The sequence below is a fragment of the Glycomyces sp. L485 genome (assembly GCF_022548875.1).
Taxonomy (GTDB): Bacteria; Actinomycetota; Actinomycetes; order Mycobacteriales; family Micromonosporaceae; genus Glycomyces.
Window position 1 is genome coordinate 51,206 of sequence record NZ_JAKZEW010000008.1, and the last position, 24,547, is coordinate 75,752.

Consider the following 24,547-nt stretch of genomic DNA (forward strand, 5'->3'; position numbering starts at 1 on the left):
TCAGGACATGTCGAGCGCGAGCCGCCGACCGGCGAGCCCTCGCGGGCGGTCCGCGACCCAGTCGCCCACTGTTCGGAGCACCGAGGCCGCCGCGCCCTCGTCGCCGAGGACCAGCGGTACGCCCTCGTCGGCTCCGAGGCCGATCCCGGGGTCGATCGGGATCCGCCCCAGCAGCGGGACCTCGTACCCGAGTTCGGCCGTCAGGGTCGCGGCCACCTGAGCGCCGCCGCCCGAACCGAACGGCTCCCATCTCGATCCGTCGGGCAGCTCGGCCCAGGCCATGTTCTCGACGACGCCGACGATCCGCTGCTTGGTCTGGAGTGCAACGGTTCCGGCGCGTTCGGCGACCTCGGCGGCGGCGAGGTGCGGAGTGGTCACCACCAGCGATTCGGCGTTCGGGAGCATCTGCGCGAGCGTGATCTGCACGTCCCCGGTGCCCGGCGGCATGTCGACCAGCAGCACGTCGAGGTCGCCCCAGAAGACGTCCACCAGGAACTGCTCCAAGGCCCGGTGCAGCATCGGCCCCCTCCAGAGCACCGGAGCGTTCTTCTCGGTGAACATCCCCATCGAGATCACCTTCACCCCATGCCCGACCGGCGGAATGATCATCCGGTCCACCTGCACCGGCATGGTGCGCACCCCGAGCGCCCGCGGGATCGAGTGCCCGTAGATGTCCGCGTCCAGCACCCCGACCGAGAGGCCGCGACGCGCCAGCGCCGCGGCGAGGTTGGCGGTGACGCTCGACTTTCCGACCCCGCCCTTCGCCGACGCGACGCAGTAGACGCGAGTCAGCGACGCCGGTTCGGCGAAGGGGACGGTCCGCTCCTCTCCCCCGCCTTTGAGCCGCTTTCGCAGGTCGGTCCGCTGCTCGTCGGTCATCACGTCCAGTTCGACCGCGACCGAGGCAACGCCGGGCACCTGTTCCACCGCGGCGGTCACGTCGGCGACGATCTTCTCGCGCAGCGGACAGCCCGACACGGTGAGCGCGACGGTCACCGTGACCGCGCCGGCGTCGACCGCCACGTCCCGGACCATGCCCAGCTCGGTGATCGGCCGGTGGATCTCCGGGTCCTGGACGGTCGCCAGCGCCGCGGTGACCCGTTCTTTCAGATCGCTCATCGTTCACTCCGTTCCGAGACGGTCCAGGTGTCGCCGCCGGCGATCACGTCCTCGATAGACGGCGGGTGTTGTTCTCGGGCGAGGACCGCCTGGTCGCGGACCTCGTCGTCGTACGCGGGCCGGGACACCGACCGGAAGACGCCGGTGACGGCGCAGGACAGGTCCTGTGTCGATAGTCGGGAGAGCGCGAACGCCGTGGACGGGTCCTCGTCGGCGGGGTCGTGGACCAGGATCGACTTCGAGTCGGCCTCCTCGCGCGGCAGCACGGCCAGTCGGCCGCGCGGGTCGCGGGCGACCACCTGCGTGCCGCGGCCGTCCTCGCCGACCGGTCCGAGATCGATCTCCTCTCCGGCGCGGAGCCGGATGACACGGCGGAGCGACTGGTCGGGGTCCTTCAGGGCGTCGAAGGCGCCGGCGTTGAAGACCGGGCAGTTCTGGTAGATCTCGACCAGTGCCGATCCGCGGTGCTCGGCGGCGGCGCGCAGCACCTCGGCGAGACCTTCCCGGTCGGAGTCCATCGACCGGGCCACGAAGCTCGCCTCGGCTCCGAGCGCCAGCGATACGGGGTTGAAGGGCGCGTCCGGCGATCCGACCGGGCTCGACTTGGTCACCATCCCCCGGTCGCTGGTCGGCGAGTACTGGCCTTTCGTGAGTCCGTAGACGCGATTGTTGAAAAGTAGGATCTTCAGGTTCACGTTCCGGCGGAGCGCGTGGATCAGGTGGTTGCCGCCAATCGACAGGGCGTCGCCGTCGCCGGTGATCACCCAGACCGACAGGTCCGGCCGCGCCACCGCCAATCCGGTCGCGATCGCGGGCGCCCGCCCGTGGATCGAGTGCATCCCGTAGGTGTCGAGGTAGTACGGGAACCGCGACGAGCAGCCGATCCCGGAGATGAAGACGATGTTCTCCCGGCGCAGGCCGAGTTCGGGGAGCATCGCCTGGACGGTGTTGAGGATGATGTAGTCCCCGCAGCCGGGGCACCAGCGCACTTCCTGGTCGGATCGGTAGTCCGCGGCCTTCTGGGGCTCGGGGTCGCTCGGGACCAGCGCGAGCCCCGAGCGCCGGCCGGCGGTCTCGGTGTCGACAGTGGTCATGCCGCGACCCCTTCCATCAGGTCCATGAGGACGTCCTCCAGTTCTCCGGCCTTGAACGGCAGGCCGGTGACCTTGGTGTGGCTGACGATGTCGGTCATGCCTCGGGCCCGGAGCAGCAGCGCCAGTTGGCCGAGGTTCATCTCCGGCACGACGACTCGGTCGTAGCGGGAGAGGACGTCGTCGAGGTTGGCGGGGAACGGGTTGAGGTGACGCAGGTGGGCCTGCGCCACGGCCCGGCCCGCCGAGCGCAGGCGGCGCACGGCGGCGCGGATCGGGCCGTACGTCGACCCCCAGCCGAGCACCAGGGTCCGGGCCGAGTCGGGGTCGTCGACATCGAGGTCGGGGACCGCGATGCCGTCGATCTTCGCCTGCCGGGTCCGGACCATCGCCTCGTGGTTGGCCGGGTCGTAGGAGATGGCGCCGGTCCGCTCGGCCTTCTCCAGACCGCCGATCCGGTGCTCGAGGCCCGGCGTTCCGGGGATCGCCCAGGACCGCGCCAGGGTCTCGCGGTCCCGCAGGTAGGGCCAGTAGTCACCGCTGTCGTCGGTGGCGTTCGGCCCGGTCGCGAAACCGGGGTCGATCGGCGCCAGCTCGGCGATCTTCGGCAGCCGCCACGGCTCGGAGCCGTTGGCCAGCGCGCCGTCGGAGAGCAGCAGGACCGGGGTGCGGTAGGTGACGGCGATCCGGGCCGCCTCGACGGCGGTGTCGAAGCAGTCCGAGGGCGACAGCGGCGCCAGGACCGGCACCGGCGATTCCCCGTGCCTCCCGAAGCGGGCCTGCAGCAGGTCGGCCTGCTCGGTCTTGGTCGGCAGGCCGGTGGAGGGGCCGCCGCGCTGGACGTCGACGATGACGAGCGGCAGCTCGGTCATCACGCCGAGGCCGATGGTCTCGGATTTCAGCGCGAGTCCCGGCCCGGAGGTGGTGGTGACCCCGAGGGCGCCGCCGAACGACGCGCCCAGGGCGGCCCCGACCGCGGCGATCTCGTCTTCGGCCTGAATGGTGAGCAGGTCGAAGTTCTTGTGGCGTGCGAGCTCGTGCAGGATGTCCGAGGCCGGGGTGATGGGGTAGGTGCCGAGCACGACCTTCATCCGGGATATCCATCCCGCGGTGAGCAGGCCGAGCGCCAGGGCTGCGTTGCCGCTGACGCGTCGGTACTCGCCCGCCGGCAGCGCCGCCGGAGCGACACGGTAGGTCGTCGCGAACATCTCGGTGGTCTCGCCGTAGTTCCATCCGGCGCGGAAGGCGAGCACGTTCGCCTCGGCGACGGTCGGCAGCTTCGCGAACTTCGCCCGCAGCGCATGCTCGACGCCGTCGGTCGGGCGTCCGTACATCCAGGAGAGCAGCCCGAGCGCGAACATGTTGCGGGACCGCAGCGCGTCCTTGCGCCCGGTTCCGAGCGGTTTCACCGCCCCGAGGGTGATCGCGCCCATGGCGACCCGGTGCAGCGTGAGGTGGCGCAGCGACCCGTCGGTCAGAGGGTCGCGCTCGTAGCCGGCCTTGGCCAGGTTGCGCTTGGTGAACTCGTCGGGGTCGACGATGACCACGCCTCCGGCCCGGAGGTCTTCGACGTTGGCCTTGAGCGCGGCGGGGTTGAACGCCACCAGCACGTCGGGAGTGTCACCGGGCGTGAGGATGTCGGTGTCGGCGAAGTGGACCTGGAACGAGGAGACGCCGTGGACGGTCCCCTGCGGGGCCCGGATCTCCGCCGGGTAGTCGGGCATGGTGGCCAGGTCGTTGCCGAAGGCGGCGGCCTGGAGGGTGAAGCGGTCGCCGAGCAGCTGCATGCCGTCGCCGGAGTCACCGGCGAACCGCACCACCACCTTGTCGATTCCGACGACGGTCATGACGCCTCGTATCCCGCGATGAAGAGCGTGTCCACGCCGATCTCGCCGGTCTTGCGCGCCCCGCCGGGCGCGCCGAGCGCGTCGCTCCGGCCCGGCAGCGGTTCGTGGAAGAACCGCGCGTTGTCGGCGATGAACTCGGCTTCGGTGTCGGGTACGTCGTCGGCCGGGAGGATCGCCTCCACCGGGCAGACCGGTTCGCAGGCGCTGCAGTCGATGCACTCGTCGGGGTGGACGTAGGCGCTCCGCGATCCGATGTAGATGCAGTCGACCGGGCATTCATCCACGCAGGCCCGGTCGGTCACATCGACGCACGCGGAACCGATGACAAAGGTCATGAGAGGGAACCTTTCTGGGAATTCGGGTCAGGGCTTGGTGAGGTCGTGGCCGAGCAGCGCGAGGATCTCCTGGCGCTGCCGGGCGAACGTCGGCTCGAGTTGGGCGTCCGGCTCGCGCGGGCAGTCCACGTCGACGACGCGGACCACCCTGGCCGGGCGGGGGCTCAGAACGACCACCCGGTCGGCCAGGAGCAGCGCCTCGTCGACATCGTGGGTGACGAACATGATCGTCGTGCGGTGCCGCCGCCAGACCGAGACGAGCAGGCGCTGCATCTCCAGTCGGGTCTGGGCGTCGAGCGCGCCGAAGGGCTCGTCCATGAGCAGGACCCGCGGCCGCGCGGCCAGGGTCCGCGCCAATTGGACGCGCTGGCGCATCCCGCCGGACAGCCGCCGCGGCAGGTGCTCGGCGAAGTCGGTGAGACCGACCTGCCCGAGCAGGTCGACGGCGAGAGCGCGCCGCTGCGGGCGGGGCACGCCGCGCATCGCCAGCGCGAACTCGACGTTGCGCCGCGCCGTGCGCCAGGGCAGGAGGGCGTCCTCTTGGAAGACCATGGCGCACTTGTGGCTCTGGTCGTGCGGTTCGCCGTCGACGCTGGCGGCGCCGGCGGCGATCGGCTGGAGCCCGGCGAGGGCCCGCAGGATCGTCGACTTGCCGCAGCCGGAAGGCCCCAGCAGCATCACCACTTCGCCGGGCGCGACGGTCAGGTCCAGGTCGGCGGCGGGTCCGTCGGCGTAGTCGATGCGCACCTCGCGCAGTTCGACCTTCGCTCCTGTCTCGGTCGCGGTGCTCATGCGCCCTCCCCAGGCAGCCACCGGTTTACGCGGCGGCCCACCCGCTCGATCGCCCAGGAGGTGGTGAATCCGAGGACTCCGATGGTGAGCATGCCGGTGACCACGCCCGCGTAGTCGAGCAGCGAGTAGGACATCCAGGTCCAGTAGCCGACGCCGAACTGGCCGGAGATCATCTCGGCGCTGATCACGCAGATCCAGGCGACGCCCATGCTCACCGACAGCCCGGAGAAGATGGACGGCATCGCGCCGGGGACGACGACGTGCAGCAGGATCTGGAAGCGGCTCGCCCCGAGGGTGCGGGCCGCGTCGGTCCACACCGGCGGGAGTGCCTTCATCGCGTGGATGGTCGCCACGGTGACCGGGAAGAAGGCCGCGAAGAAGGTGATGAACACGATTCCCTGCTCGCTGGTGGGGAACAGCAGGATGGCGATCGGGACCAGGGCGATGGCCGGGATCGGCCGGGCGACTTCGATGAGCGGCCGCACGAGGGCGGCGGCGATCTTCGAGCGCCCGACGGCGATCCCGGTCAGCACCCCTGCCAGGCCGGCCAGCGCGAATCCGGAGAGGATGCGGCCCAGGCTGGAGACGACGTGCTGATAGAACACCGCCGACTCCAGCTGGGCCGTCATCGCGGCACCGACTTCACCGGGGCCGGGAATCTTGTCGAACCGCACCCACGCGACGACGTCGTACGACGTGAGCAGCTGCCACACCGCCAAGGCGGCGAGGATCGGGACCGCCGGCAGCAGTCGGCGGACGGCGTGAAGCGGCGATCGGCGCGGCCGCGTCGCCGTCGCCTCGGCCGCGGGCGGCGCGGCCGGGGAGGCGGGTTCGGCGGACAGCCGTTCCTGTGTGGTCGTCATGGGTTCGGTTCCTTCCTGGCTGTCACACGCGGTCGAGGGCGGCTTGGTAGTCGATGACCTCTGATCCGGTGTGTTCGGCGGCGTACGCCTCGGCGTCGGCGACGGTCGCGAACGGCAGGAGGGTCATGGTGTCCTCACCGTCGGGGTCGTGCACCCAGGTGGCGTAGTCGCCGAAGATGCGGGTTCCGGAAGCGGCGTCCGGGACGTAGAGCGCCCGGTACTGCCCGCCTTCGGCGACCAGGCGGAGCAGGCAGGTCGGGGTGGCGGCGACCTCGGTGGCGTCCGCTTCGGCCGGCCAGGCCTCGGAGGCGGTGGCGGGGTCGGCGACGTCGGCGTCGCAGACCTCGTCGTGGCCGGTGATCGCCGACGGGTTGGTCAGGGAGGTCTTGAGCGCGTCGTATTCGGAGCCGTAGAGCTCCTCGAGCGGCTCCTCGTCGACAAAGTCGCCGAGGTCGAGCGTTTCGAGGGCGCCGAGTTCTTCGAGGAACGGCAGTCCGGTCTCGACGGCGCCGACGAGCTCGTCCTTGATGGTCAGGTCGAAGGTGACCGCGCCGCCCGGTCCGTTGTACAGGTAGACGACCTCTGGCGGCAGGCCGGTGGCTTCGGCGACCGTCATCGCGGCTTCGAGGGGGTGCTCGTAGAGGTATTCGGTGGCCTCTTTCTGTGCGGCCAGGAACGCCTGCAGGACTTCGGGGTGTTCTTCGGTGTAGGCCTCCGACGCGACCACGCCGTGGAAGGTGGGGACGCCGGTGTCGCCGTCGTGGAGGAGGCGGCCCTCGCCGGAGAAGATGACCCGCTGTGGGAAGGGCACGAACTGGGCCAGTGCCGCGACCTGTTCGCTTTCGAGGGCGGTGACGCCGACCGGGGGGTCCTGGCCGAGGATCTCGACGTCCTCGGGCGACATGCCGTCCGCGTCGAGGGCGCTGACCAGGTTGCCGTGTGCGGTAGAGCCGAGGCTGGTCGAAATGATCCCGCCTTCCAGGTCGGCGAGGGTCTTCGCGTCGGACGAGGTCGGGACCACGATCTGGTTGAGCGAGCCGCGGAGGTTGTAGCCGGTGACGCTTACCCAGTCGGTCTTGACGTCGCCGAGTTCGGCGGTCTTCGCGCCGTTGACCGACAGCGGGTAGTCGCCCATCGAGCCGATGTGCACCTTCCCGGCGATCATCTCGGCGGTCAGCGGCGGGCCGGAGGCGAAGTCGTGCCAGGTCAGGTCGTAGGTCTTGCCGGTCTCCTCAGCGGCGGCGGCGAGGTGCTCGTCGAGCAGTCCCAGCTCCCGCATGAGGGTGCCGGCGGTGACGGTGTTGATGGTCTTCGACTGGTAGCCGATGGCGACCGGGACGGTGCCGTCCTCGGCGCCGCCTGCAGCGCTACAGGCGGTGGTGCCGAGCACGGCCGCGGCGGCGAATGCGGCGGCGGCCTTTCGGGTGATGTTCATGTGAGGAGTCCTTCAGCGCAGGAGGTAAGGGATGTTGACGGTCACGGCGTCGACGGGGCAGCGGGCGGCGCAGGGGCCGCAGTACCAGCACTCGTCGACGTGCATGTAGGCCTTGCCGGTCTCGGGGTGGATCGCCAGGGAGTCCAGCGGACACATGTCGACGCAGAGGGTGCAGCCGTCGATGCACTTCTCTTCGTCGACGGTGACGGGTACATCGGCGCGGGAGTTCGCTTGAGCCATGGGGGGTGTCCTCTCGAAGAGTCTCGGTTGGAAATCAGGCGTGATGGTCGGGGTGGTCTTCCAGGGCGATGCGGGCGAAGGCGCGGACGTCGGCGTCCACGTCTCCTTGGGCGCGCAGCAGGGCCTCGCGGACGTGCGGGTGTCCGGCCAGCCGCGGCATGAGCGCCTTCACCGCGGCCTTGCGCACGTCGAGGTTCGGATCGGTGGAGGCCGTGATCAGGGGGTCTACTGTGGCTGAGACGTTCGATGCGGCCAGTGCGGTGGCCGCGGCCTGCCGGACTTCCCAGGAGGGGTCGTCGAGGGCCCGCACCGCGAGTCCGGCCGCGTCGTCGGTGCAGCCGGTCTGTGCCAGGGCGGCCAGCGAGGCGGCTCGGACCAGCGGGTCGTCGTCGTCGTGCATCCGGGTGAGCGTGGCGATCCCGCGCGGGTCGCCGACGGCGCCGATGCCGCGGGCGGCGGCGATCCGCACCCATGGCGAGGGGTCGCCGGAGGCGGCGGCGAGGCCGTCGAGGTCGTCCAGGGAGACCATCCCGAGCACTGCCTCACGGCGCGCGCGCTCGTCGGGGTCGCGCAGGATCGAGCCGAGTTCGGCCGCGCCGGTGAGTCGGTGCCGCCACAGGGCTCCGATGGCCGCGACCCGGATCGCGGCCTCCGAGTGGTCGAGCGCCGCCCTGAGGCCGGACTCGAACTCGGGGCTCGGCTCGATGACCTCCCGCAGTTCGCGCAGCAGATCGGCGGCGCGGTCGCGCACCGCGGCGTCGGCGTCGAGGAGCGCCGCGGCGAAGACCGGTGAGGCCTCCTTCCAGTCGTCGGCGGCCTCGCTGAGCACCGAGAGGGCGGTGCGGCGCACCTCGGGGTCGGGGTCGGCGAGATAGGAGGCCAGCTCCTCGACTTCGGGGGCCTCGTCGACGAGTTCCAGCAGGGCCAGGATCCGGCCGCTCTGCGCCGCGCTCATCGCCATGCCTCCGCGAGCTCGGTGCCGCGCGGTGCGGGCGCGTCGGGGACGCCGTCGGGCCGGACGAAGCCGGGCACCGGGACGATGTACGGCGCGACCGGCCGCCGGTCGAACCGCATCTGCTCGTTCGACGGGTCCTTGCTGAGGTTGAGGTGGCAGAACCAGTTCGCGTCGTCTTGGACCGGCAGGTCGTCGCGGGAGTGGTAGAGGCCCCAGCGGCTCTCGGTGCGAGTGAGCGAGGCGCGGGCGGCCATCTCGGCGCAGTCGCGAATGAAGGTGACCTCGGCGCACCGCATCAGCTCGTGCGGGGTGCGGGCGCCCATCTGGGCGATGTCGACACGCATCCGCTCGAACGCCTCGACTCCGAGTGTCAGGTAGCGCTCGGTCTTGGGCGGCTGGAGGTAGTCGTTGACGAAGCGGCGCAACTTGTACTCCACTTGGGGCTGGGGTGGTCCCTCCGGGTTGGACGCCGGCCGGTAGATCAGGTCGTGAGCGGCCTCGATCTGATCTTCGGGGAGTTCGGGACGGGCCGCGGTCTTGGCGTACGACGCGGCGTCCTCGCCGGCGATGTCGCCGTAAACGAACGCGCCGATCATGTAGTTGTGCGGCACGCAGGCCATGTCGCCGGCGGCGTACAGGCCTGGGACGGTGGTCCGGGCGTGCTCATCGACCCACACGCCGGAGGCGGAGTGGCCGCTGCACAGGCCGATCTCGGAGATGTGCATCTCGATGTCGCGCTCGCGGTAGTCGGTGCCGCGGCCGGCGTGGAAGGTGCCGCGCGTGGGCCGCTCGGTGGTGTGCAGGATCCCCTCGATCTCGCCGATCGTGGTGTCGGGTAGGTGGCTGAGCTTGAGGTAGATCGGCCCGCGGGAGCTGTCGAGCTCACGCTTGACCTCGGCCATCATCTGGCCGGACCAGTAGTCGCAGTCGACGAACCGGTTGCCTTCACCGTTGACCTGGTAGCCGCCGAACGGGTTGGCGACATAGGCGCAGGCCGGTCCGTTGTAGTCCTTGATCAGCGGGTTGATCTGGAAGCATTCGATTCCGCTGAGCTCGGCGCCCGCGTGGTAGGCCATGGCGTAGCCGTCGCCGGCGTTGGTCGGGTTCTCGTAGGTGCCGTAGAGGTAGCCGCTGGCCGGGAGGCCGAGCCGTCCGCAGGCGCCGGCGGCCAGGATGACCGCGCCGGCCGAGACCGTGACGAACTCGCCGGTGCGGGTGTCGAACCCGACCGCGCCGACCGCCCGGCCGTCCTCGGTGAGCACCCGGACCGGCATCACCCGGTTCGTCATCATGACGTTGGCGCGCACCTTGCGCGAGCGGAGCTCGCGGTAGAGGACCTTCTTGACTTCCTTGCCCTCCGGCATCGGCAGCACGTAGCTCCCGGACCGGTGGACCTTGCGGACGGCGTACTCGTCGTGCTCGTCCTTCTCGAACTTCACGCCGTAGGACTCCAGACGCTGCACCATCTCGAAGCCGCGAGTGGCGGTCCGGTGGACGGTCCGCTGGTTGACGATGCCGTCGTTGGCGACGGTGATGTCGGCGACGTAGTCCTCGGGGGTGGCCTTGCCGGGGACGACGGCGTTGTTGACGCCGTCCATGCCCATCGCAAGCGCGCCGGAGTGCCGGACATGGGCCTTCTCCATGATCAGCACCGACGCGCCGTGACGTGCGGCGGTGAGCGCCGCCATCGTGCCGGCGGTGCCGCCGCCGACGACGAGCACGTCGCACTCTAGGCGGCGCCGGTCGTCTACCTGCGGGATCTGCATCTGATCACTCACTTTCTTCCGGGAGTTCAACGGGCTCGGGTAGGAACGGGTTGTGGACGGGGTGGCGGACGAGGAGGGTCGAGAGCGATATCCGGTCGCCGCGGAAGCGGAGGAATTCGAGGTCGACCGGGCGCCCGTCGTCGGTGTGGGCGAGGCGCTCCACATAGAGCAGCGGTGAGCCGACACGGGCTTCGAGGACGCCGGCCACGGTCGGGTCGGCCGCCACCGATTCGATGACGACCCGGGCCTCGCCGAGGGGCAGCCCGAGCTCGGACTCGATCAGCGAGAACACGTCGCGGTGCTCCAGGTCGTGCATGAGCAGCGGCTCTCCCACGTCGGCGGGCAGGTAGCTGGCGTCCAGCGACACGGCCTCGCCGTCGAGCATCCGGAGCCGCTCCAAGGCCATCACCGGTGCGCCCGGCTCGATGCGCAGCCGCTCGGCGACCAGGGGCACGGCGGGGACGAGCTCGGCGAGCAGGATCCGGTTGGTGACCCTCGGGTACCGGGAGTCGAACGTCTCGGCCAGGCCGCGGAGCCGGTCCAGCCCGTGGTCGGCCTTCGCCGAGACCACGAACGTGCCGGAGCCTTGGATTCGGGTGACGAGGCCTTCGTCCCGCAGCAGCGCCAGTACTTCGCGGACGACGTTGCGGCTGGCGTTGAACTCCAGGGCCAGGTCGGTCTCCGACGGCAGCGGCAGGGCGCCGTAGACGCCCTCGAGGATCCGGGTGCGCAGTACGTCCCGGATGCGGCGTACCGGCCCGGAGCGTCGGCCGCGGGCCGCCCTCGGTACCGTCTTGGTGGCTTTCATGGAAGTGATCATTCGTGTGGCGTATTACACATCCGGGTTCCCATCAATTACTCGGCTGTTACGCCACCCTTGCGTGGCCTCAATGACCTGCGTGAACGGTCTGCAGACGGCGAATCCGCCGCGAATTCGCCGGTATACGCCGGGGCATTTCGGGGATGCGGACCGTCCCGGGGCGTCAGGCGAGGGCGAGAACGCCCGCGAGGGAGGCCCCGGCGATGAACAGCGTCGAGACCGAGGCCACCACCAGCGCCGGGCCGCTTCTCGCGGCGAGCGCGCGCAGCCGGACCGCGGTTCCCATCCCGAACAGCGCGGCCGCCAGCGTCACCTGTTGGAGCACCTCGGCGACCGCCAGGAACCATTCGGGCAGCAGCCCGGTCGAGCGCAGGGCGACGCAGAGCACGAACCCGGCGACGAAGACCGGCACCACCGGCGGCACGGCGCCCCCGGTGCGCCGCGCCCTTCGGCGCCGCCAGGCGGCGACCGCCAGCACCACCGGGGCCAGCAGGAGGACCCGGGTCAGCTTGACGACGACCGCGAGCCCCAACGCGAAGGCGCCGGCGCCGCCGGCCGCGCCGACGACCTGCCCGACCTCGTGCACGCTCGCCCCGACCCAGATGCCGAACGACGTCGCCGAGAGCCCCAGCGGCTCCTGCAGCAGGGGCAGCCCGACCATGGCGACGGTCCCGAAGAGGGTCACCATGCCGACGGCGACGGCGACGTCCTCTTCGTCAGCCCCGGCGTGCTCCTCCATCGCGGCGATCGCGGAGGCCCCGCAGATCGCGAACCCGGTCCCCAGGAGCAGGCTCCGCGGACCGCCGAGCCCCAGCCGGAGCCCGAGCAGCGTCGTACCCGCCAGGGTGAGCCCGAGGACCGCGGCCACCAGGCCGAGTACGGGCAGGCCGAGCGAGAGCACCGCGCCCGCCGAGAGGCCGAGGCCGAGGAGTACGACGCCGATGCGGAGCACGCGTTTGGTCAGGGCGGCCAGCGGGACGCGGGTGCCGGTTCGGATCACGGCGATGTTTCCCGCCACGAGGCCGAGCAGGACCGACCAGGTCAGCAGGCCGACCACCGGCACGAGCGAGTGCGCGGTCCAGGCGAGGAGGACGCCGAGCGCCAACCATCCGACCGCGACCGTGGAGCCGCGCGTGACCGTCTGTTTCAGGGGCGCCGTCATGCGCTCAACGTACGGACGGCCCCGGCCATGCGGTAGCCGTCGATTCGGCATCCCTGCCATACACTTCACGCATGGCAAATGTCCCCGACCTTGCGGATCTCCAGTTGCTCGCCGATGTCGTCGCACACGGGAGCATCGGAGCGGCGGCCGCCGCTCACGGGCTGTCCCAGCCCCAGGCGAGCCGCCGGATGACCCGTCTCGAACGGCAGCTCGGCGTGCCTATCCTCGTCCGCTCGAACCGGGGCACGACTCTCACTCCCGCGGGAAAAGTGGTGGTGGACTGGGCGACGCTGCTGCTCAACGCCGCGCAGAACTTCTCGGCGTCGGTCGCCATGCTGCGCACGACGCAGCGGAACGACACGTCGGTGGCGGTGAGCATGACGATCGCGGAGCATCGCGCGCCGAAGTGGCTCGCCGAGATGGCGCGGCGGCACCCCGAGATCCAGGTGACCGTCACCGTCGGGAACTCCACAGAGGTCGCGGCCATGGTCCGCGACGGTAGGGCGGCCCTGGGATTCGTGGAGACCTCGACGCGGCTGCCCGGCCTGCGCAGGCGCCGGATCGGCGGGGACCTGCTGCGGGTGGCGGTCCCTCCCGCGCACCCGTGGGCCGCACGGGAGTCGATCGGGCCCCGTGATCTCGCGGAGGCGGGGGTGCTGGTGCGCGAACCCGGCTCGGGCACAAGGGACACGCTGGAGTCGGCTCTCGGCGCGCACGGCCTGGAGCTGACGCCCGGCACCACGCTCGCCTCGAATGCGGCGTTGAAGGCCGCCGCGGTGGCGGGTGTCGGACCGGTCGTCCTCTCCGAGCTGAGCCTGCGAGAGGAACTCGCCGACGGCCGGCTCGCGGCCGTCGAGGTCACCGGTCTCGACCTCGGCCGGGACTTCTGGGCGGTGACCCGCCCGCACGACACGCCGACGGACGCCGCGCGAGCGGTGCTGCAGGCCGCACTCCACTGAGTCCACAAGAGGCGGCACGTCTTCGAACCGGCGCGTGGCCGAATGCGAAGCGCCCCGCTAGCGCGGGCCGAGCAGCACCGCCGTGGCGTCGTCGTGGCGCTTGGCGAGGTCGCCGAAGCGCCGGTCCGATCGCTCGGCTGCGCGGACGGTCGCGATCAGGCTCGCGGGCCCCTGGGACAGGCCGAGGTCGAGCAGCTGGGTCCAGGTGCGGCCGTAGCGTTCGACCAGGCGGGTCAGGCCGTCGCTCAGGAGCGCGGCCGCTTCGAGGCCCGCGAAGGGCTCGGTTCCGGTGAGCGCCTGGTCGGCGGCGTCGGGGTCGGTCGACGCGACCCAGAAGCCGCCCGGTCGGTTCCGGACCCGGGCGACGTACTCGATCGAATAGCGGCGCAGGCCGCCGACCACGATCGGCCGCGGCGGGTCCGCGAGGCGGGCCAGTCGGTCGTCCGAGCGGGCTTCGACCGGTCGGCCCGGCCGTCTCCAGGCGATCGCGCAGTCGCCGAGGACCAGCCATTCGAACCGGTCCTCGGCGAATCGGGCGATGGCGACCGTGGCGGCGGGCGAGACCGGGTTCTCCAGGTCGCAGGTGGCACGGTGGGCGTCCGCGACCACTTCGATCCCGCGCGCCAGAGCCTCCCGCAGTGCCGGTCCGGTCGCCAGCGCCGATGCCAGAGCGGCGCCCAGACGCGCGACGTACCAAGGCACATCGTGGACGCAGCCGTCGTCTGGATAGCGGGTCACGCCGTCGAGCACGACCGCCCAGGAGTTCGAGGCCAGGAAGTAGTCCTCGTTCGGATGATCGCCGCCAGCGGCGGTGGCCGCCCGGATCTGGAGCGCCATCCCTATCCGATCGCCGCGACCAGGGCTCCGACCTGTGATTTCAGGCCGCTCGTCATGGCCAGCACCGAGGTCGACCCGGCGCCGTACGGCTCGCCGTGCCGGTCGAGGACCATCGCGCCCGCCTCCCGGGCGACCACCACACCGGCCGCGACGTCCCACAGGTTGGCCTGCGGGAGCATGGTGGCGTCCAATCGGCCGACCCCGATCCAGCACAGGTCCAGGGCCGCCGAGCCGATCATCCTGATGCGCTGGACGCGAGGGACGAGTTCGCCGATGAGCCTCAGCCGGTCGGCGTTGTCGCGCTCGGCCCGCTCCCCCACGGCGAAGTCCGGCAGTGAGACCAGGGCCTCCGAGAGCTCGCCGGTGGTCGAGCAGGCGACGGTCGAGCCGTTGAGCACCGCGCCCAGGCCCGTCGCCGCGCTGTACCGCTCGCCCAGACGCGGTGCGGCGACGACCCCGACCGCCGGGTCGCCGTGGCGGGTCAGCGCGAGCGAGACGCAGTACATCGGCAGCCCGTGGACGAAGTTGACGGTCCCGTCGATGGGGTCGAGCACCCATTCGTAGTCGGAACCGGTGTCGCCGGTGACGCCGCGCTCCTCACCGAGCATTGGAATGTCCGGTGTGGCCTCGGCGAGGTGCTCCCGGAGGCGGTCCTCGACCGCCAGGTCGAGATCGGAGGCGAAGTCGCGGTCGCCCTTGCCGCTGAGCGTCCGATCGGTGCCGAGTCCGGCCTCGATGACCTCGACTGCGAGATCCACTGCGCGCTCGGCGATCTCCAGGAATTCGGGAAGCTGACTCAAAGCGGGCCCCTCGGCTGTGTCGTTCACGGTCTCGGGTGCGGGGTGTCCGCCCCCTCGATGAGGATATGCGTCCGCGTCGCCTCAGCGCCTGCCCGACTCGGAATCCGCCGGGCGCCGAGGCGCCCGGCGGTGCCGCATGCTCAGCTCGCTACATGCTCCACTGCTGGTTAGTGCCGCCGTAGCAGTCGTACTGCTGGATCCGGGTGCCGTTCTCTGTCGAGGAGTTGATGACGTCGAGGCACTTGCCGGAGTGCCGTGCGACGATCTCGACGTAGCCGCTGTCGGAGTCGCGCAGCTGCCACTGCTGGTTGGTGCCACCGTTGCACGACCACTGGATGATCCTGGCGTTGTTGGCCGTCGAGGCGGCGTCGACGTCGAGACACCTGCCGGACGACTGGGAGACGATCGTGTAGTAGCCCTCGCCGGCGTCCTGGAGTTCCCACTGCTGGTTGAGCTCGCCGTGGCAGTCCCACTGGATGATCTCGGCCCCGTTCTCGGTCGAGCCGCTCACCACGTCGACGCACTTGTCGGAATTGCGGCTCACGAAGGCCGTGGACTGGGCCTCGCCGTCGCCCCAGGCGTACTGGAGGCGGTCGGCGCCGGTGCTGTTGCGGACGGTCAGGGTCAGGTCGGTGCCGCTGCCGCCGAGCGCGAACATGGAGTACCAGTCATAGCCCCGGTCGGCGGGCTTGCCGCCGAGCGCGGGCCAGTAGGTCCCACCCATGTCGTTGGCGCGCATGACGTCGGTGACCGCGCGGATGTGCCGGACGAAGTTCTCGGTGCTGTTCGGGTCGCTGTAGTCGAGGCCGTTGTCCATCGGCGCGCCGAACTCGGTCACGACCGCGCGGGAGGCGCAGTTCCCCAAGCGGGTCTCGACGTGGCTGCGCCAGCCGGCGTAGTCGTTGTCGCCGTAAAAGAACGCGTAGTGGTGGAAGGACAGCAGAGTGCCGTCCAGGCGGCTGTCGTCGCACACCGGCCTGAGGTCCTGGCTGTAGCCGGTGCCGCCGATGAGGATCCGACCCCTCGGGACCGACGATCGGGCGTCGACCCAGTCGACGGCGACGTTCGTCCACTCGCTCGCGCTGTAGCCGTGGGGTTCGTTCATCGGCTCGAAGTAGACCCGGTCGTTGGAGCCGTACTGGGACACCACGGTGTCCCACATCGAGTTGAAGGCGCCCATATCGGTGATACGGCCGCCGGAGGCCGCCCCGTCCTCCCAGTACGCGAGGATGACCTTGAATCCTCGGTCGGTCGCGGCGTCGATCGTGCCGCGGTAGGCGTTCCACCACGACGAACCGACCGTGTGGGTGTTGATCGGCAGCCGGACGGTGTTGGCGCCGAGGTGGTTCTCGAACCCGTCGTAGACGGCGTCGGCCTTGGCCCGGACGGTCGTGTAGCTGTCGGAGGAGCTCAAGCCGTCGATGACGAGCTGTCCGGTGCTGAAGTTGTCCCCCAGCACGGCCCAGTTGAGACCCCTGAACTGGCTGGTGTCCGCGCTGGCCGGCGCCGCCCCGGCGAGGACGGCCATCGGCACCAGGACAAGTGTGGCCAGGACGCTGACCAGGACGCGACGAAGGGAGCGTCGAGGGGGAGGTGGCGAATGGACGGAACGGGTGGGATCCATGACCTTGACCAATCTCGTGCGAGGGCGCACGCAAAGCGGAAATTTTAATCGATCACCTTCGATGTTTTCATAGGAACGAAGGTTTGTGAAGGCCCTTTGTCTAATGGATCTAAAAAGTAGGCGATGGGAGCGCATCCAATGCTCTTGCCACCGGATCAGCCGTGGAGTCCCCCGGCGAGGAAGTCGAGGGACCGGTCGATCGCGGGCAGTCGCGGCAGGTGGTTCAGGTGTCCGTGGGTCATGCCGGGGGCCAGGTACGACTCGACCGGGACGCCGAGTTCGCGCAACTGGCGTTCCAGCAGTTCGGCCGACGAGCGCAAGTCGTCGTACTCGGAGACCACGATCCTGGTGGGCGCAAGCGCGTCCAACCGGGCCGCTCCCGGCAGCGCGTCGGGCGGCAGATCGCTGATGCGGCCCACATAGTTCCTCACCATGTGCTCGATGCCGGCCGAATCGAACCGCATCGGCACGGCCGCCATCTCATCGCCCACCGCCGGGTCGAGCGCCGGATTCGGGAAGTGCGCGAACGGGTAGGCGAGCAGCAGCGCGTCCGCCGGCCGGGGCCCGAAGTCCCTGGCGCGCAGCGCCGTCGCGAGCGCCAGGGCCGCCCCGGCACTCGCGCCGCCCAACGCCACCGGCATCTGGGCCACATCCTGTCCGCACAGCCAGGTCCACGCCGCGTGGACGTCGTCGATCGGCACGGGGTAGCGGACGCCGCCCTGGGCGAGCCGGTAGTCCACCGAGACCACGAACGCGCCCGCGCGCCGCGCCAGTTCGAGGCTCACCACGTGGGCCTCGGGCATGTCGAGGTCGCCGGCCAGGAATCCGCCGCCGTGGGCCCACAGCACCGCGCCGGTGACCGGGCCCTGAGGACGGTAGGTTCGCAGCGGGACGGGGCCGTGCGGGCCGGAGACGGCGGTATCCTCCACGCTGATCCCTCCGGCGTCCCAAGACTCGGCGAGTCCCTGGTAGTCGCGCGTGAACGCTTCCGCCAGCGCCTCCCCCTCCTGTTCGGTCCGGCCCGCCGCGCGCGCCTCCTCCAGGCCTCGGAACATCTCGGCGAAGTACTCGTGGACCGGCATGGGTGACTCCAGAGGGTAGGGGGAACCAACGACCCTCATTGTCCAGCAAGCGGTATCAGCACCGGGAGGCCGGGGCCTCGGAACGGCGGGAGACGCCTACGCTCAGTTCGCGACGGTGAGCCGGAAACCCGAGACCACTTGCGGCTTGATGACGATCACGGTGTTCATGGGGTGGTCGATCCACGTCCGCACCTGCCGTGCGAGCGGTTCGGCGCGACGGCGATCGGTCATCTCCGAGGCGATGCCGGAGACGACGACGCTCCAGCCCAGCCTGTGGTGTGGTTCGATCTCGTCAGCCTGGAAGGCCACTTCAAGGCCCGCGCTCTCGATGACGGCCTGCGCGAACGCCGTGGACTGTCGAGTGTGAACGATGATCTCGCCGTCGACCACGACGTGGTTGTAGGGCCTGATGGTGGGGAAGCCCTCGGAGATGAAGGCGACGCGTCCGAACGGGGCGCGTTCGAGCAGTCCGAGCGCCTGCGCTCGGTCGAGTTCGACTAGGTTTCGCTGTGTCTTCACCATGGCCCTCCAAGGCGACTCGCCTCTCATCGCACGGTAGCAGGCGGCCGGGGATCCGGCCGGTCAAACGGATGCAGTGGCCTGCGGAGCGGGTGCGATCCCCGGTTCCTCCAGGTGCTCGGCCACGTCCGCCGAAATGCGCTCGGCGATGCGGTCGGCCGCCTCGGCCACCGGAGACGACATGCCCCTGCCGAAGGAGTACTCGCCGATCTCGACGGAGTAGGCGACGAGCCGCCCGGGCATCCGGTCGAGTTCGCACGCCAACCGCATCGCGGCGCCCAGTCCGAGCCCGTGCGAGCCGGTCGATCCCCGGTCCGCCTCTCGAACGAGTCGACATCGAGCCGGTGGATCGTCCCGGGCCGCGGACGGCGCAGCGCCAGGGCGTCGATCACGATCGCGAGTTCGGACTGCGCCCACAGCTCCACCAGTCTGGCCGGCTCGGCTTCTGAGGTCGCCAAGGTGATCGAACCGGGAAGAGGGGCCTCGCCGAGCCGGTGCACCACCTCGATGCCCACGGCGTCGTCCTGCCGGTAGACGTTGCCGACTCCGATGATCGTCACTGGCAGCAGCATGGCGGCCTCCTCTTTCTCCTCCGTACCGCCAACCTAGACCGCCCGGGCCGCCGCCGGCGGGGCCGAAGATCCCAGGCGGTCGGGCTCCGGGGCCCTCCCTGGCGAGACTTCACTACACGAGGCTGGACCCGAGAGCGAAGGGAGCGGCCATGAGGACCATCAGCGTTCCGGACACCGCCGCGCGGCGGATCGAGTCGCGCGGCGTCACCCCCGACCTGGCGACTTGCGACGAATGCCTGGCCGAACTGTTCGACCGCGCCGGTCGGCGCTACCGGTACCCGTTCCTCGACTGCTCCTCGTGCGGCCCCAGGGCCAGCGTCATCGAGGACCTCCCGTACGACCGTGAACGCACCACGATGCGGCGCTTCGCGATGTGCCCGGCGTGCCGCGAGGAGTACGAGGACCCCGCCGACCGGCGCTTCCACGCGGAGACCATCGCCTGCCCGGCCTGCGGGCCCCGGCTCTCGTGGCGCGGCGGCGAGCTCGAGGGCGAACAAGCCCTCGCCGCCGCCGTCCGCGCGATCGAGATCGGCGGTCTGGTGGCCGTGAAGGGCATCGGCGGCTACCAGCTGGTGTGCGACGCCACGAACGAGCAGGTCATCTCGCGGCTGCGCGGCCTCAAAGCGCGCCCGGCCAAGCCGATGGCCGTCATGGTCGGGGACATCGGCGACGCCAAGGCCGCCGCCTGCCTCACCGCGACCGAGCGGGACCTGCTGCTCGATTCGGCCCGTCCCATAGTCTTGGCCGACTCGCGCCGCACCCTCAGCGGCAGCCTGGCGCCCGGCTCGGACCGCGTCGGCCTGTTCCTGCCCTGCAGCCCCCTCCACCATCTCCTCGTGAACGACCTCGACCGGCCCCTGGTGGTCACCGGCGCGCACCTGAAGGGTGAGCCGATGGTCATCGACGACACCGAGGCGGCCTCCGAGTTCGGCCTGTCGGTGGACGGGATCCTCGCACACGACAGGCCGATCGCGGCACGCTTCGAGGAGTCCGTGGCCCAGGTCGTCGACGGCCGGCCGCGGCTGCTGCGCCGCGCCCGCGGGTACGCCCCGGCGCCGCCCGCGATTCGGGAGACCGCGGCGGCGCACGACCCCCACCCCGACCACCTGCCGACGCAGTACGCCGGGGAAACGGACGGGACCGGAGGCTTCGGCGTGCAGCACCACCACGCCCACGTGGTCGCCTGCGCCGCCGAGCACGGCGTGCGGGCCCCGTTCGTCGGAGTCGCCTACGACGGACTCGGCTACGGCGCCGACGGATCCATGTGCGGTGGGGAGATCATGGTCGCCGACTACACCGGATTCCAGCGCACCGGGCGCATCGCGCGCGTTCCCATGCCCGGCGGCGAGCGTGCCGTCGAACGGCCCGCCCGTATGGCCATGGGCTACCTGTTCGGCCCCGAACCGGGGCTCGGTTCGGTAGACACCGCCTATGCCGCACCGTTCCTCAACCGCATCGGCGCCTGGGAGGTCGCGGCGGTGCGCCGCATGATCGAACGGGACGTCAACTGCCCCAAGATCTCCAGCACGGGCCGCCTGTTCGACGCCGCGGCGAGCCTGCTGGGCCTGTGCGACGACAACACGTTCGAGGGCGAGGCCGCGATGCGCCTTGAGGCCGCCGCCGGCGATCGCGGCGGCAGGCCGCTGCCGTGGCAGATCACCGAGCGCGAAGGCGTGTGGGTGCTCGATCCGTCGGTGACGTTGCAGGCCATGCTCGCGGACGCCCGGACTCAGCCGATCAGCCTGGTGGCCGCCCGCTTCCACGCTTCCATAGTGGAGTCGACTGCGGCACTGGTGAAGATCGCCGCCTATCGGGCCGACACCGACCGGGTGTGCCTCGGCGGCGGCGTGTTCGCCAACCGCATCCTCGCCCAGGGCCTGATCGACGAGCTGCGCTCCGACGGCTTCGAGGTCCACCTCGGCGAGCAGGTCCCCCCGGGCAATGACGGCCTCGCCTACGGGCAGGCCGCGGTCCTGGCCGCCCGCCTCGCGCCCGGAGGCGAGCGGTGATCTCGGCGTTCCGCTGAGGTCGTCGCCGTCGGGCGCCATCCGTGCCCCATGGGGACCGTCGACTTCGGCGGTCACCGGGCGCGGGGTCCCCGGGGAAAGCCGCGAGTTCCGAACTTCGACATATCGCCCGCGACTTGGGCCTACCGTTCGCATTACGTGACCGACCGGGGAGAAGCCGTGAATACGACACCGTCGCCTCTTGGAGCGGCCGATGAAGGACAAGGCACCGGCGGCGGCGCCGACGCCACGCCGGTGCTGGAGGCATCGGGCATTCGGAAGGCCTACCGACGTGGAGTGTGGCCGCTGCGGCGCGGTCTGCCGGTGCTGCGCGGCGCCGACCTCTCGGTGAGGGCCGGTGAGGTCGTGGGCCTCGTCGGTGAAAACGGCTCGGGCAAGTCGACGTTCATGAAGATCCTGGTGGGCGGTTTGGCGGCGGACGTCGGCACAGTGTCGATCTCGGGCCGGGCGGGCTACTGCCCGCAGGAACCCGTAGTCTACGAACGGCTTACCTGTGACGAGCACTTCGAGCTGTTCGGCCGCGCGTACCGGATGTCCGTGGACGCGGAGCGCCGCGCCCGCAGCGGTCTCTACAAGGCGCTCGGCTTCGAGCAGTACGCGACCACCCGCGCCGATCGGCTCTCCGGAGGCACGCTCGCAAAGCTGAATCTCGGACTGGCGCTGCTGGCCGACCCCGACGTGCTGCTGCTCGACGAGCCCTACGCCGGGTTCGACTGGGACACCTACGTGAAGTTCTGGCAGCTGGTCGCAAGCCGGCGCGCCATCGGCAGAGCCGTGGTGATCATCAGCCACTTCGTCGCCGACGAGGAACGCTTCGACCGCATCATCGAACTGCGCGACGGGCGAGCGGTCCCGCGATGACGATCCTGCTGTTCGCGCGCCGATTCCTGTCCGAATACGCCCGCAACCCGGTCAACCTCATCGTGCTGGTGCTCGTGCCGATCGTGTTCGTGGTCGTGGCGTCCGGATCCATGGCCGACACCGCGCGCCTGCTGGGCGGGCCAGGCGGACTGGAGGTGCAGACTGCCACCGCGGGCTGGGCCGCGGCCTTCCTGGCAGCGGTTGCTATGTACTTCCAGACCCGCGCGGCTCGGGCAGTCGACCGCCGACTGGTGTTGGCCGGCCTGCGCCCCATCCGGCTGGTGTCCGCCCGCCTTGGCGCCGGACTCGCCCTGGCGCTGCTGGTCTCGGCAGCCGCGCTACTGGCGTTGGAGATCCGCGGCGCGGCGGAGCCCTCGTGGCGAGTGCTCGCGGGCACACTGATGTTCGCGGGTGTCTACCTGGCCATCGGTGCACTGGTCGGCGCGCTGGTGCGCAACCCGGTGAACGGCACTGTGCTCATCTTGTTCGTGTGGATCGTCGACGTGTTCTTCGGTCCGGCCATAGCCTCACCCGACCGGCTCGTCACCCGCTGGCTCCCCACCCATTTCGTGACGCTGTGGATGGTCGACCTGCCGTCCCGCCACGGCGGCAGGCTCGGCGACCTGGGCTGGGCGCTGACCTGGACGATCGGCTCCCTCGCCGTCGGGTGGCTGGTCATCGTCGCGACCACTCGCGTCACGCGCCGCCGCTCGCGGTTCCTCCGCACCGACTCCCGGTGGCCTCGGTTTGCGACCGGCGTGCGGATGGGACTGCGGGATTACGGGCGCAATCCGGTGCTGTGGGCGCTGCTGATCATCGTGCCGGGCGTGTTCATCCTGATGGCCGAGGCCGCAACCCCGGAAGAGTCGACCACAATGGCCCTTGTTGACGATGGCGGCAGGGTCGAGCTGACCTTCTGGCTGCCCGATGTTCACGCAGGGACCATGGCTCCGATCGCGATCGCCTCCCTGGCGGCCCTCGCCGGACTGTTCGTGGTACTCGATTCGCGCTCCGGCGACCAGCGCCTCGTCCAGGCCGGATTCCGCGCGATCCCGCTCTTCTCGGCGCGTCTGGCGGTGATCATCTTCGCGGTCCTGCTGGTCACCGGCGTGTCGCTGGCGGTCACCGCAACCGTGTTCGACGCACGTCAGTGGCCGGTCTACGCCGGCGGAAGCGTATTGCTCGGCCTCACCTACGGCCTGCTCGGGGTCTGCCTCGGCCCGGTCTTCGGTCGGGTCAGCGGCGTGTTCATCGCATTCCTCGTGCCGTTCCTGGACGTCGGCATCGGTCAGAGCCCGATGCTCCGCGCAGAACCACCGGCGTGGGCCCGCCCGCTTCCCGGATACGGCGCGAGCCGAGTCCTGCTGGACGGCGGCCTGACCGCCGACTTCAACGAGATCGGTTCGCTGCTGCTCGCACTGGCCTGGCTGCTCGTGCTCGGCGTCGCCGCCGCAATCGTCTGGCGCCACGCACCGGCCGCCCCGGTCCGCCGCACCAGCGGAAGTTGAGAAGAGCCGGTTCCGCGAGGGTCACGCGGACGAGGATCGTCCCTCGCTCAGCTGCGTGCGGAAGGCCCGCAAGGTGAAGACTCCGACGCCGACCGCCGCGGCGGCCAGCAGCGCCAACCCGATCGCGTAGCTGCCGGTCAGCTCGAAGACCACCCCCATCACCAGCGGCGGGAAGTAGCCGCCGAGTCCTCCGGCCGCCCCGACGACGCCGGTGACAGCGCCGACCCTGGACGGTTCGATGAGCTTCGCCAGGAGCGCGAACACCCCGCCGGTGCCGAGACCGAGCGCGGTCGCCATGAGCACGAAGGAGACCCCGGCAGGCAACTCGGCGGGCGGGTGGAAGGCCAGCACGACCGCCGTTGCCGCGGAGGCGAAGAACGAGATCAGGCACACCTTCACCGGGCCTATCCGGTCGGACAGGATGCCGCCGAGCGGCCGGGCGACGACGGCGGCCAGGGAGAACCCGGCCGCGCGCATCCCCGCCTCGGTCTGCGCGAAGTCGTAGGCGGTGGTCAGCATCGTCGGCAAGTAGGTGGAGAACGCGACGAAGCCGCCGAACGCCAGCGCGTACAACATGGACATCTGCCAAGTGACCTTCAGCCTCAGCACCGCGGCGAACCTCGGCAGCGCCGGTTCGTTGTTGGGACGCCAGCCGGGAGCGTTGCGGGCGCACGTCCAGGCGATCGCGCCCATCGCCGCCAGCGCGGCGCACATCGCGAAGTGCGCACCTTGCAGGCCGATCCAGTCGACCAGTCTGGGGGTCAGCATCGCCGACAGCGCGGTGCCTCCCATGCCCGCGCCGTACACGCCGGTGGCGAAGCCGCGCCGCCGCGGTTCGTACCAGGAGTTGACGAACGGGATGCCGACGGCGAACGAGGTCCCGGCGACGCCGAGCAGGAAGCCCGAGACGAGCAGGGCCGCAAAGGAACCGCCCGACAGTCCTACCAGTGCGGTGGGGATGACGCTGACGAGGCTGATCACGGTGAACATGAGCCGGCCGCCGTAGCGGTCGGTCAGGATGCCGACCGGGATGCGGCCCACCGCGCCGACGAGGACCGGGAACGCCACCAGGATCGCCGTCTGGGTCGGCGACAGATCAAGCCGCTCGGAGTAGGTCTTCGAAAGCGGCCCAACGAGGTTCCACGCCCAGAAGGTGAGTGCGAACGTCGCTGTCGCCAATGCCAGGTTGGTGCCGGGCCCGGTGCGCCTGGCGGTGGTCGTCGCTGCTGCCGCAGTGGTCGCTCGCATCGGCGGTCCTCCTATTTATTGGGTGCCTGTCGGAGAGTGCGAACGCAAGCATCCCAACGGCGGCGCGGCATCGCGTCGGGACAGG

21 protein-coding genes and 1 pseudogene are annotated in these 24,547 nt (G+C 70.6%); 4 read left to right on the forward strand and 18 right to left on the reverse strand.

Features of this window, described 5'->3' with window-relative positions; all coding sequences use genetic code 11:
- The 11 genes and pseudogenes from L0U85_RS06735 to L0U85_RS06790 all read right to left on the reverse strand — a co-directional run bounded on the left by L0U85_RS06735 (window position 1) and on the right by L0U85_RS06790 (window position 12,425).
- A complete protein-coding gene (locus tag L0U85_RS06735; protein WP_277605484.1) occupies window positions 1-1,119 on the reverse strand; it encodes an Mrp/NBP35 family ATP-binding protein in 1,119 nt (372 codons plus the stop codon).
- Window positions 1,116-2,213: a 2-oxoacid:ferredoxin oxidoreductase subunit beta gene (locus L0U85_RS06740; protein WP_241376989.1), complete on the reverse strand. Its 1,098-nt coding sequence runs from the start codon at window positions 2,211-2,213 to the stop codon at window positions 1,116-1,118. The genes L0U85_RS06735 and L0U85_RS06740 overlap by 4 nt, the downstream gene beginning before the upstream one ends.
- A complete protein-coding gene (locus L0U85_RS06745) occupies window positions 2,210-4,057 on the reverse strand; it encodes a 2-oxoacid:acceptor oxidoreductase subunit alpha (RefSeq protein WP_241376990.1) in 1,848 nt (615 codons plus the stop codon). The genes L0U85_RS06740 and L0U85_RS06745 overlap by 4 nt, the downstream gene beginning before the upstream one ends.
- Entirely contained in the window at window positions 4,054-4,392 is a 339-nt protein-coding gene (gene fdxA / locus L0U85_RS06750; RefSeq protein WP_241376991.1) for a ferredoxin, read from the reverse strand. The genes L0U85_RS06745 and fdxA overlap by 4 nt, the downstream gene beginning before the upstream one ends.
- Window positions 4,393-4,419: 27 nt before the next feature.
- On the reverse strand, window positions 4,420-5,184 hold the full coding sequence (locus tag L0U85_RS06755) for an ABC transporter ATP-binding protein (protein ID WP_241376992.1): 765 nt from the start codon (window positions 5,182-5,184) through the stop codon (window positions 4,420-4,422).
- Window positions 5,181-6,047, reverse strand: a complete 867-nt coding sequence (locus L0U85_RS06760) for an ABC transporter permease (RefSeq protein ID WP_241376993.1) — start codon at window positions 6,045-6,047, stop codon at window positions 5,181-5,183. Before L0U85_RS06760 ends, L0U85_RS06755 begins: the two co-directional genes overlap by 4 nt.
- 22 nt (window positions 6,048-6,069) lie before the next feature.
- Window positions 6,070-7,482: an ABC transporter substrate-binding protein gene (locus tag L0U85_RS06765; protein ID WP_241376994.1), complete on the reverse strand. Its 1,413-nt coding sequence runs from the start codon at window positions 7,480-7,482 to the stop codon at window positions 6,070-6,072.
- Between the two features lie 12 nt (window positions 7,483-7,494).
- Window positions 7,495-7,722: a ferredoxin family protein gene (locus L0U85_RS06770; protein WP_241376995.1), complete on the reverse strand. Its 228-nt coding sequence runs from the start codon at window positions 7,720-7,722 to the stop codon at window positions 7,495-7,497.
- Between the two features lie 34 nt (window positions 7,723-7,756).
- A pseudogene (locus L0U85_RS06780) lies at window positions 7,757-10,443 on the reverse strand (fumarate reductase/succinate dehydrogenase flavoprotein subunit).
- Window positions 10,444-10,447: 4 nt separating this feature from the next.
- Window positions 10,448-11,251: a GntR family transcriptional regulator gene (locus L0U85_RS06785; RefSeq protein ID WP_241376998.1), complete on the reverse strand. Its 804-nt coding sequence runs from the start codon at window positions 11,249-11,251 to the stop codon at window positions 10,448-10,450.
- A 175-nt stretch (window positions 11,252-11,426) separates the two neighbouring features.
- Window positions 11,427-12,425, reverse strand: coding sequence for a putative sulfate exporter family transporter (locus tag L0U85_RS06790; RefSeq protein ID WP_241376999.1), 999 nt, complete (start codon window positions 12,423-12,425; stop codon window positions 11,427-11,429).
- 71 nt (window positions 12,426-12,496) lie between these two features.
- Here L0U85_RS06790 and L0U85_RS06795 point away from each other — a divergent pair, with 71 nt between their 5' ends.
- Complete coding sequence (locus L0U85_RS06795; RefSeq protein ID WP_241377000.1) at window positions 12,497-13,384, forward strand: LysR family transcriptional regulator; 888 nt, start codon at window positions 12,497-12,499, stop codon at window positions 13,382-13,384.
- Window positions 13,385-13,441: 57 nt separating this feature from the next.
- Here the strand turns inward: L0U85_RS06795 and L0U85_RS06800 are convergent, their stop codons facing one another.
- The 6 genes from L0U85_RS06800 to L0U85_RS06825 form a co-directional block, all read right to left on the reverse strand.
- A complete protein-coding gene (locus L0U85_RS06800; protein WP_241377001.1) occupies window positions 13,442-14,221 on the reverse strand; it encodes a protein phosphatase 2C domain-containing protein in 780 nt (259 codons plus the stop codon).
- Window positions 14,222-14,223: 2 nt separating this feature from the next.
- The gene (locus L0U85_RS06805) at window positions 14,224-15,021 is read right to left on the reverse strand and encodes an inositol monophosphatase (RefSeq protein WP_241377002.1); all 798 of its coding nucleotides are present in this window, start codon (window positions 15,019-15,021) and stop codon (window positions 14,224-14,226) included.
- 148 nt (window positions 15,022-15,169) lie between these two features.
- On the reverse strand, window positions 15,170-16,549 hold the full coding sequence (locus tag L0U85_RS06810; RefSeq protein WP_241377043.1) for an RICIN domain-containing protein: 1,380 nt from the start codon (window positions 16,547-16,549) through the stop codon (window positions 15,170-15,172).
- Between the two features lie 251 nt (window positions 16,550-16,800).
- A complete protein-coding gene (locus tag L0U85_RS06815) occupies window positions 16,801-17,727 on the reverse strand; it encodes an alpha/beta hydrolase (protein WP_241377003.1) in 927 nt (308 codons plus the stop codon).
- A 102-nt stretch (window positions 17,728-17,829) separates the two neighbouring features.
- Window positions 17,830-18,249, reverse strand: a complete 420-nt coding sequence (locus tag L0U85_RS06820) for a pyridoxamine 5'-phosphate oxidase family protein (protein ID WP_241377004.1) — start codon at window positions 18,247-18,249, stop codon at window positions 17,830-17,832.
- A 60-nt stretch (window positions 18,250-18,309) separates the two neighbouring features.
- A complete protein-coding gene (locus L0U85_RS06825) occupies window positions 18,310-18,516 on the reverse strand; it encodes a hypothetical protein (RefSeq protein ID WP_241377005.1) in 207 nt (68 codons plus the stop codon).
- Window positions 18,517-18,967: 451 nt separating this feature from the next.
- Between L0U85_RS06825 and L0U85_RS06830 the strand changes: the two genes are divergently transcribed.
- The 3 genes from L0U85_RS06830 (at window position 18,968) to L0U85_RS06840 (ending at window position 23,214) form a co-directional block, all read left to right on the forward strand.
- Complete coding sequence (locus tag L0U85_RS06830; protein WP_241377006.1) at window positions 18,968-20,827, forward strand: carbamoyltransferase HypF; 1,860 nt, start codon at window positions 18,968-18,970, stop codon at window positions 20,825-20,827.
- Between the two features lie 252 nt (window positions 20,828-21,079).
- Window positions 21,080-21,706, forward strand: coding sequence for an ABC transporter ATP-binding protein (locus L0U85_RS06835; protein ID WP_347177378.1), 627 nt, complete (start codon window positions 21,080-21,082; stop codon window positions 21,704-21,706).
- The gene (locus L0U85_RS06840; protein WP_241377008.1) at window positions 21,703-23,214 is read left to right on the forward strand and encodes an ABC transporter permease; all 1,512 of its coding nucleotides are present in this window, start codon (window positions 21,703-21,705) and stop codon (window positions 23,212-23,214) included. The genes L0U85_RS06835 and L0U85_RS06840 overlap by 4 nt, the downstream gene beginning before the upstream one ends.
- A gap of 21 nt (window positions 23,215-23,235) precedes the next feature.
- On the opposite strand, the gene L0U85_RS06845 is transcribed toward L0U85_RS06840, so the two are convergent.
- The gene (locus L0U85_RS06845; RefSeq protein WP_241377009.1) at window positions 23,236-24,462 is read right to left on the reverse strand and encodes an MFS transporter; all 1,227 of its coding nucleotides are present in this window, start codon (window positions 24,460-24,462) and stop codon (window positions 23,236-23,238) included.
- Window positions 24,463-24,547: the final 85 nt, after the last annotated feature.

Excerpts from the sequence above, each read along its gene's own strand:
- L0U85_RS06735 (WP_277605484.1), bottom strand. The coding sequence starts at position 1,119 with ATGAGCGATCTGAAAGAACGGGTCACCGCGGCGCTGGCGACCGTCCAG.
- L0U85_RS06740 (WP_241376989.1), bottom strand. The coding sequence starts at position 2,213 with ATGACCACTGTCGACACCGAGACCGCCGGCCGGCGCTCGGGGCTCGCG.
- L0U85_RS06745 (WP_241376990.1), bottom strand. The coding sequence starts at position 4,057 with ATGACCGTCGTCGGAATCGACAAGGTGGTGGTGCGGTTCGCCGGTGAC.
- fdxA (WP_241376991.1), bottom strand. The coding sequence starts at position 4,392 with ATGACCTTTGTCATCGGTTCCGCGTGCGTCGATGTGACCGACCGGGCC.
- L0U85_RS06755 (WP_241376992.1), bottom strand. The coding sequence starts at position 5,184 with ATGAGCACCGCGACCGAGACAGGAGCGAAGGTCGAACTGCGCGAGGTG.
- L0U85_RS06760 (WP_241376993.1), bottom strand. The coding sequence starts at position 6,047 with ATGACGACCACACAGGAACGGCTGTCCGCCGAACCCGCCTCCCCGGCC.
- L0U85_RS06765 (WP_241376994.1), bottom strand. The coding sequence starts at position 7,482 with ATGAACATCACCCGAAAGGCCGCCGCCGCATTCGCCGCCGCGGCCGTG.
- L0U85_RS06770 (WP_241376995.1), bottom strand. The coding sequence starts at position 7,722 with ATGGCTCAAGCGAACTCCCGCGCCGATGTACCCGTCACCGTCGACGAA.
- L0U85_RS06785 (WP_241376998.1), bottom strand. The coding sequence starts at position 11,251 with ATGAAAGCCACCAAGACGGTACCGAGGGCGGCCCGCGGCCGACGCTCC.
- L0U85_RS06790 (WP_241376999.1), bottom strand. The coding sequence starts at position 12,425 with ATGACGGCGCCCCTGAAACAGACGGTCACGCGCGGCTCCACGGTCGCG.
- L0U85_RS06795 (WP_241377000.1), top strand. The coding sequence starts at position 12,497 with ATGGCAAATGTCCCCGACCTTGCGGATCTCCAGTTGCTCGCCGATGTC.
- L0U85_RS06800 (WP_241377001.1), bottom strand. The coding sequence starts at position 14,221 with ATGGCGCTCCAGATCCGGGCGGCCACCGCCGCTGGCGGCGATCATCCG.
- L0U85_RS06810 (WP_241377043.1), bottom strand. The coding sequence starts at position 16,549 with ATGGCCGTCCTCGCCGGGGCGGCGCCGGCCAGCGCGGACACCAGCCAG.
- L0U85_RS06815 (WP_241377003.1), bottom strand. The coding sequence starts at position 17,727 with ATGCCGGTCCACGAGTACTTCGCCGAGATGTTCCGAGGCCTGGAGGAG.
- L0U85_RS06820 (WP_241377004.1), bottom strand. The coding sequence starts at position 18,249 with ATGGTGAAGACACAGCGAAACCTAGTCGAACTCGACCGAGCGCAGGCG.
- L0U85_RS06825 (WP_241377005.1), bottom strand. The coding sequence starts at position 18,516 with ATGCGGTTGGCGTGCGAACTCGACCGGATGCCCGGGCGGCTCGTCGCC.
- L0U85_RS06830 (WP_241377006.1), top strand. The coding sequence starts at position 18,968 with ATGAGGACCATCAGCGTTCCGGACACCGCCGCGCGGCGGATCGAGTCG.
- L0U85_RS06840 (WP_241377008.1), top strand. The coding sequence starts at position 21,703 with ATGACGATCCTGCTGTTCGCGCGCCGATTCCTGTCCGAATACGCCCGC.
- L0U85_RS06845 (WP_241377009.1), bottom strand. The coding sequence starts at position 24,462 with ATGCGAGCGACCACTGCGGCAGCAGCGACGACCACCGCCAGGCGCACC.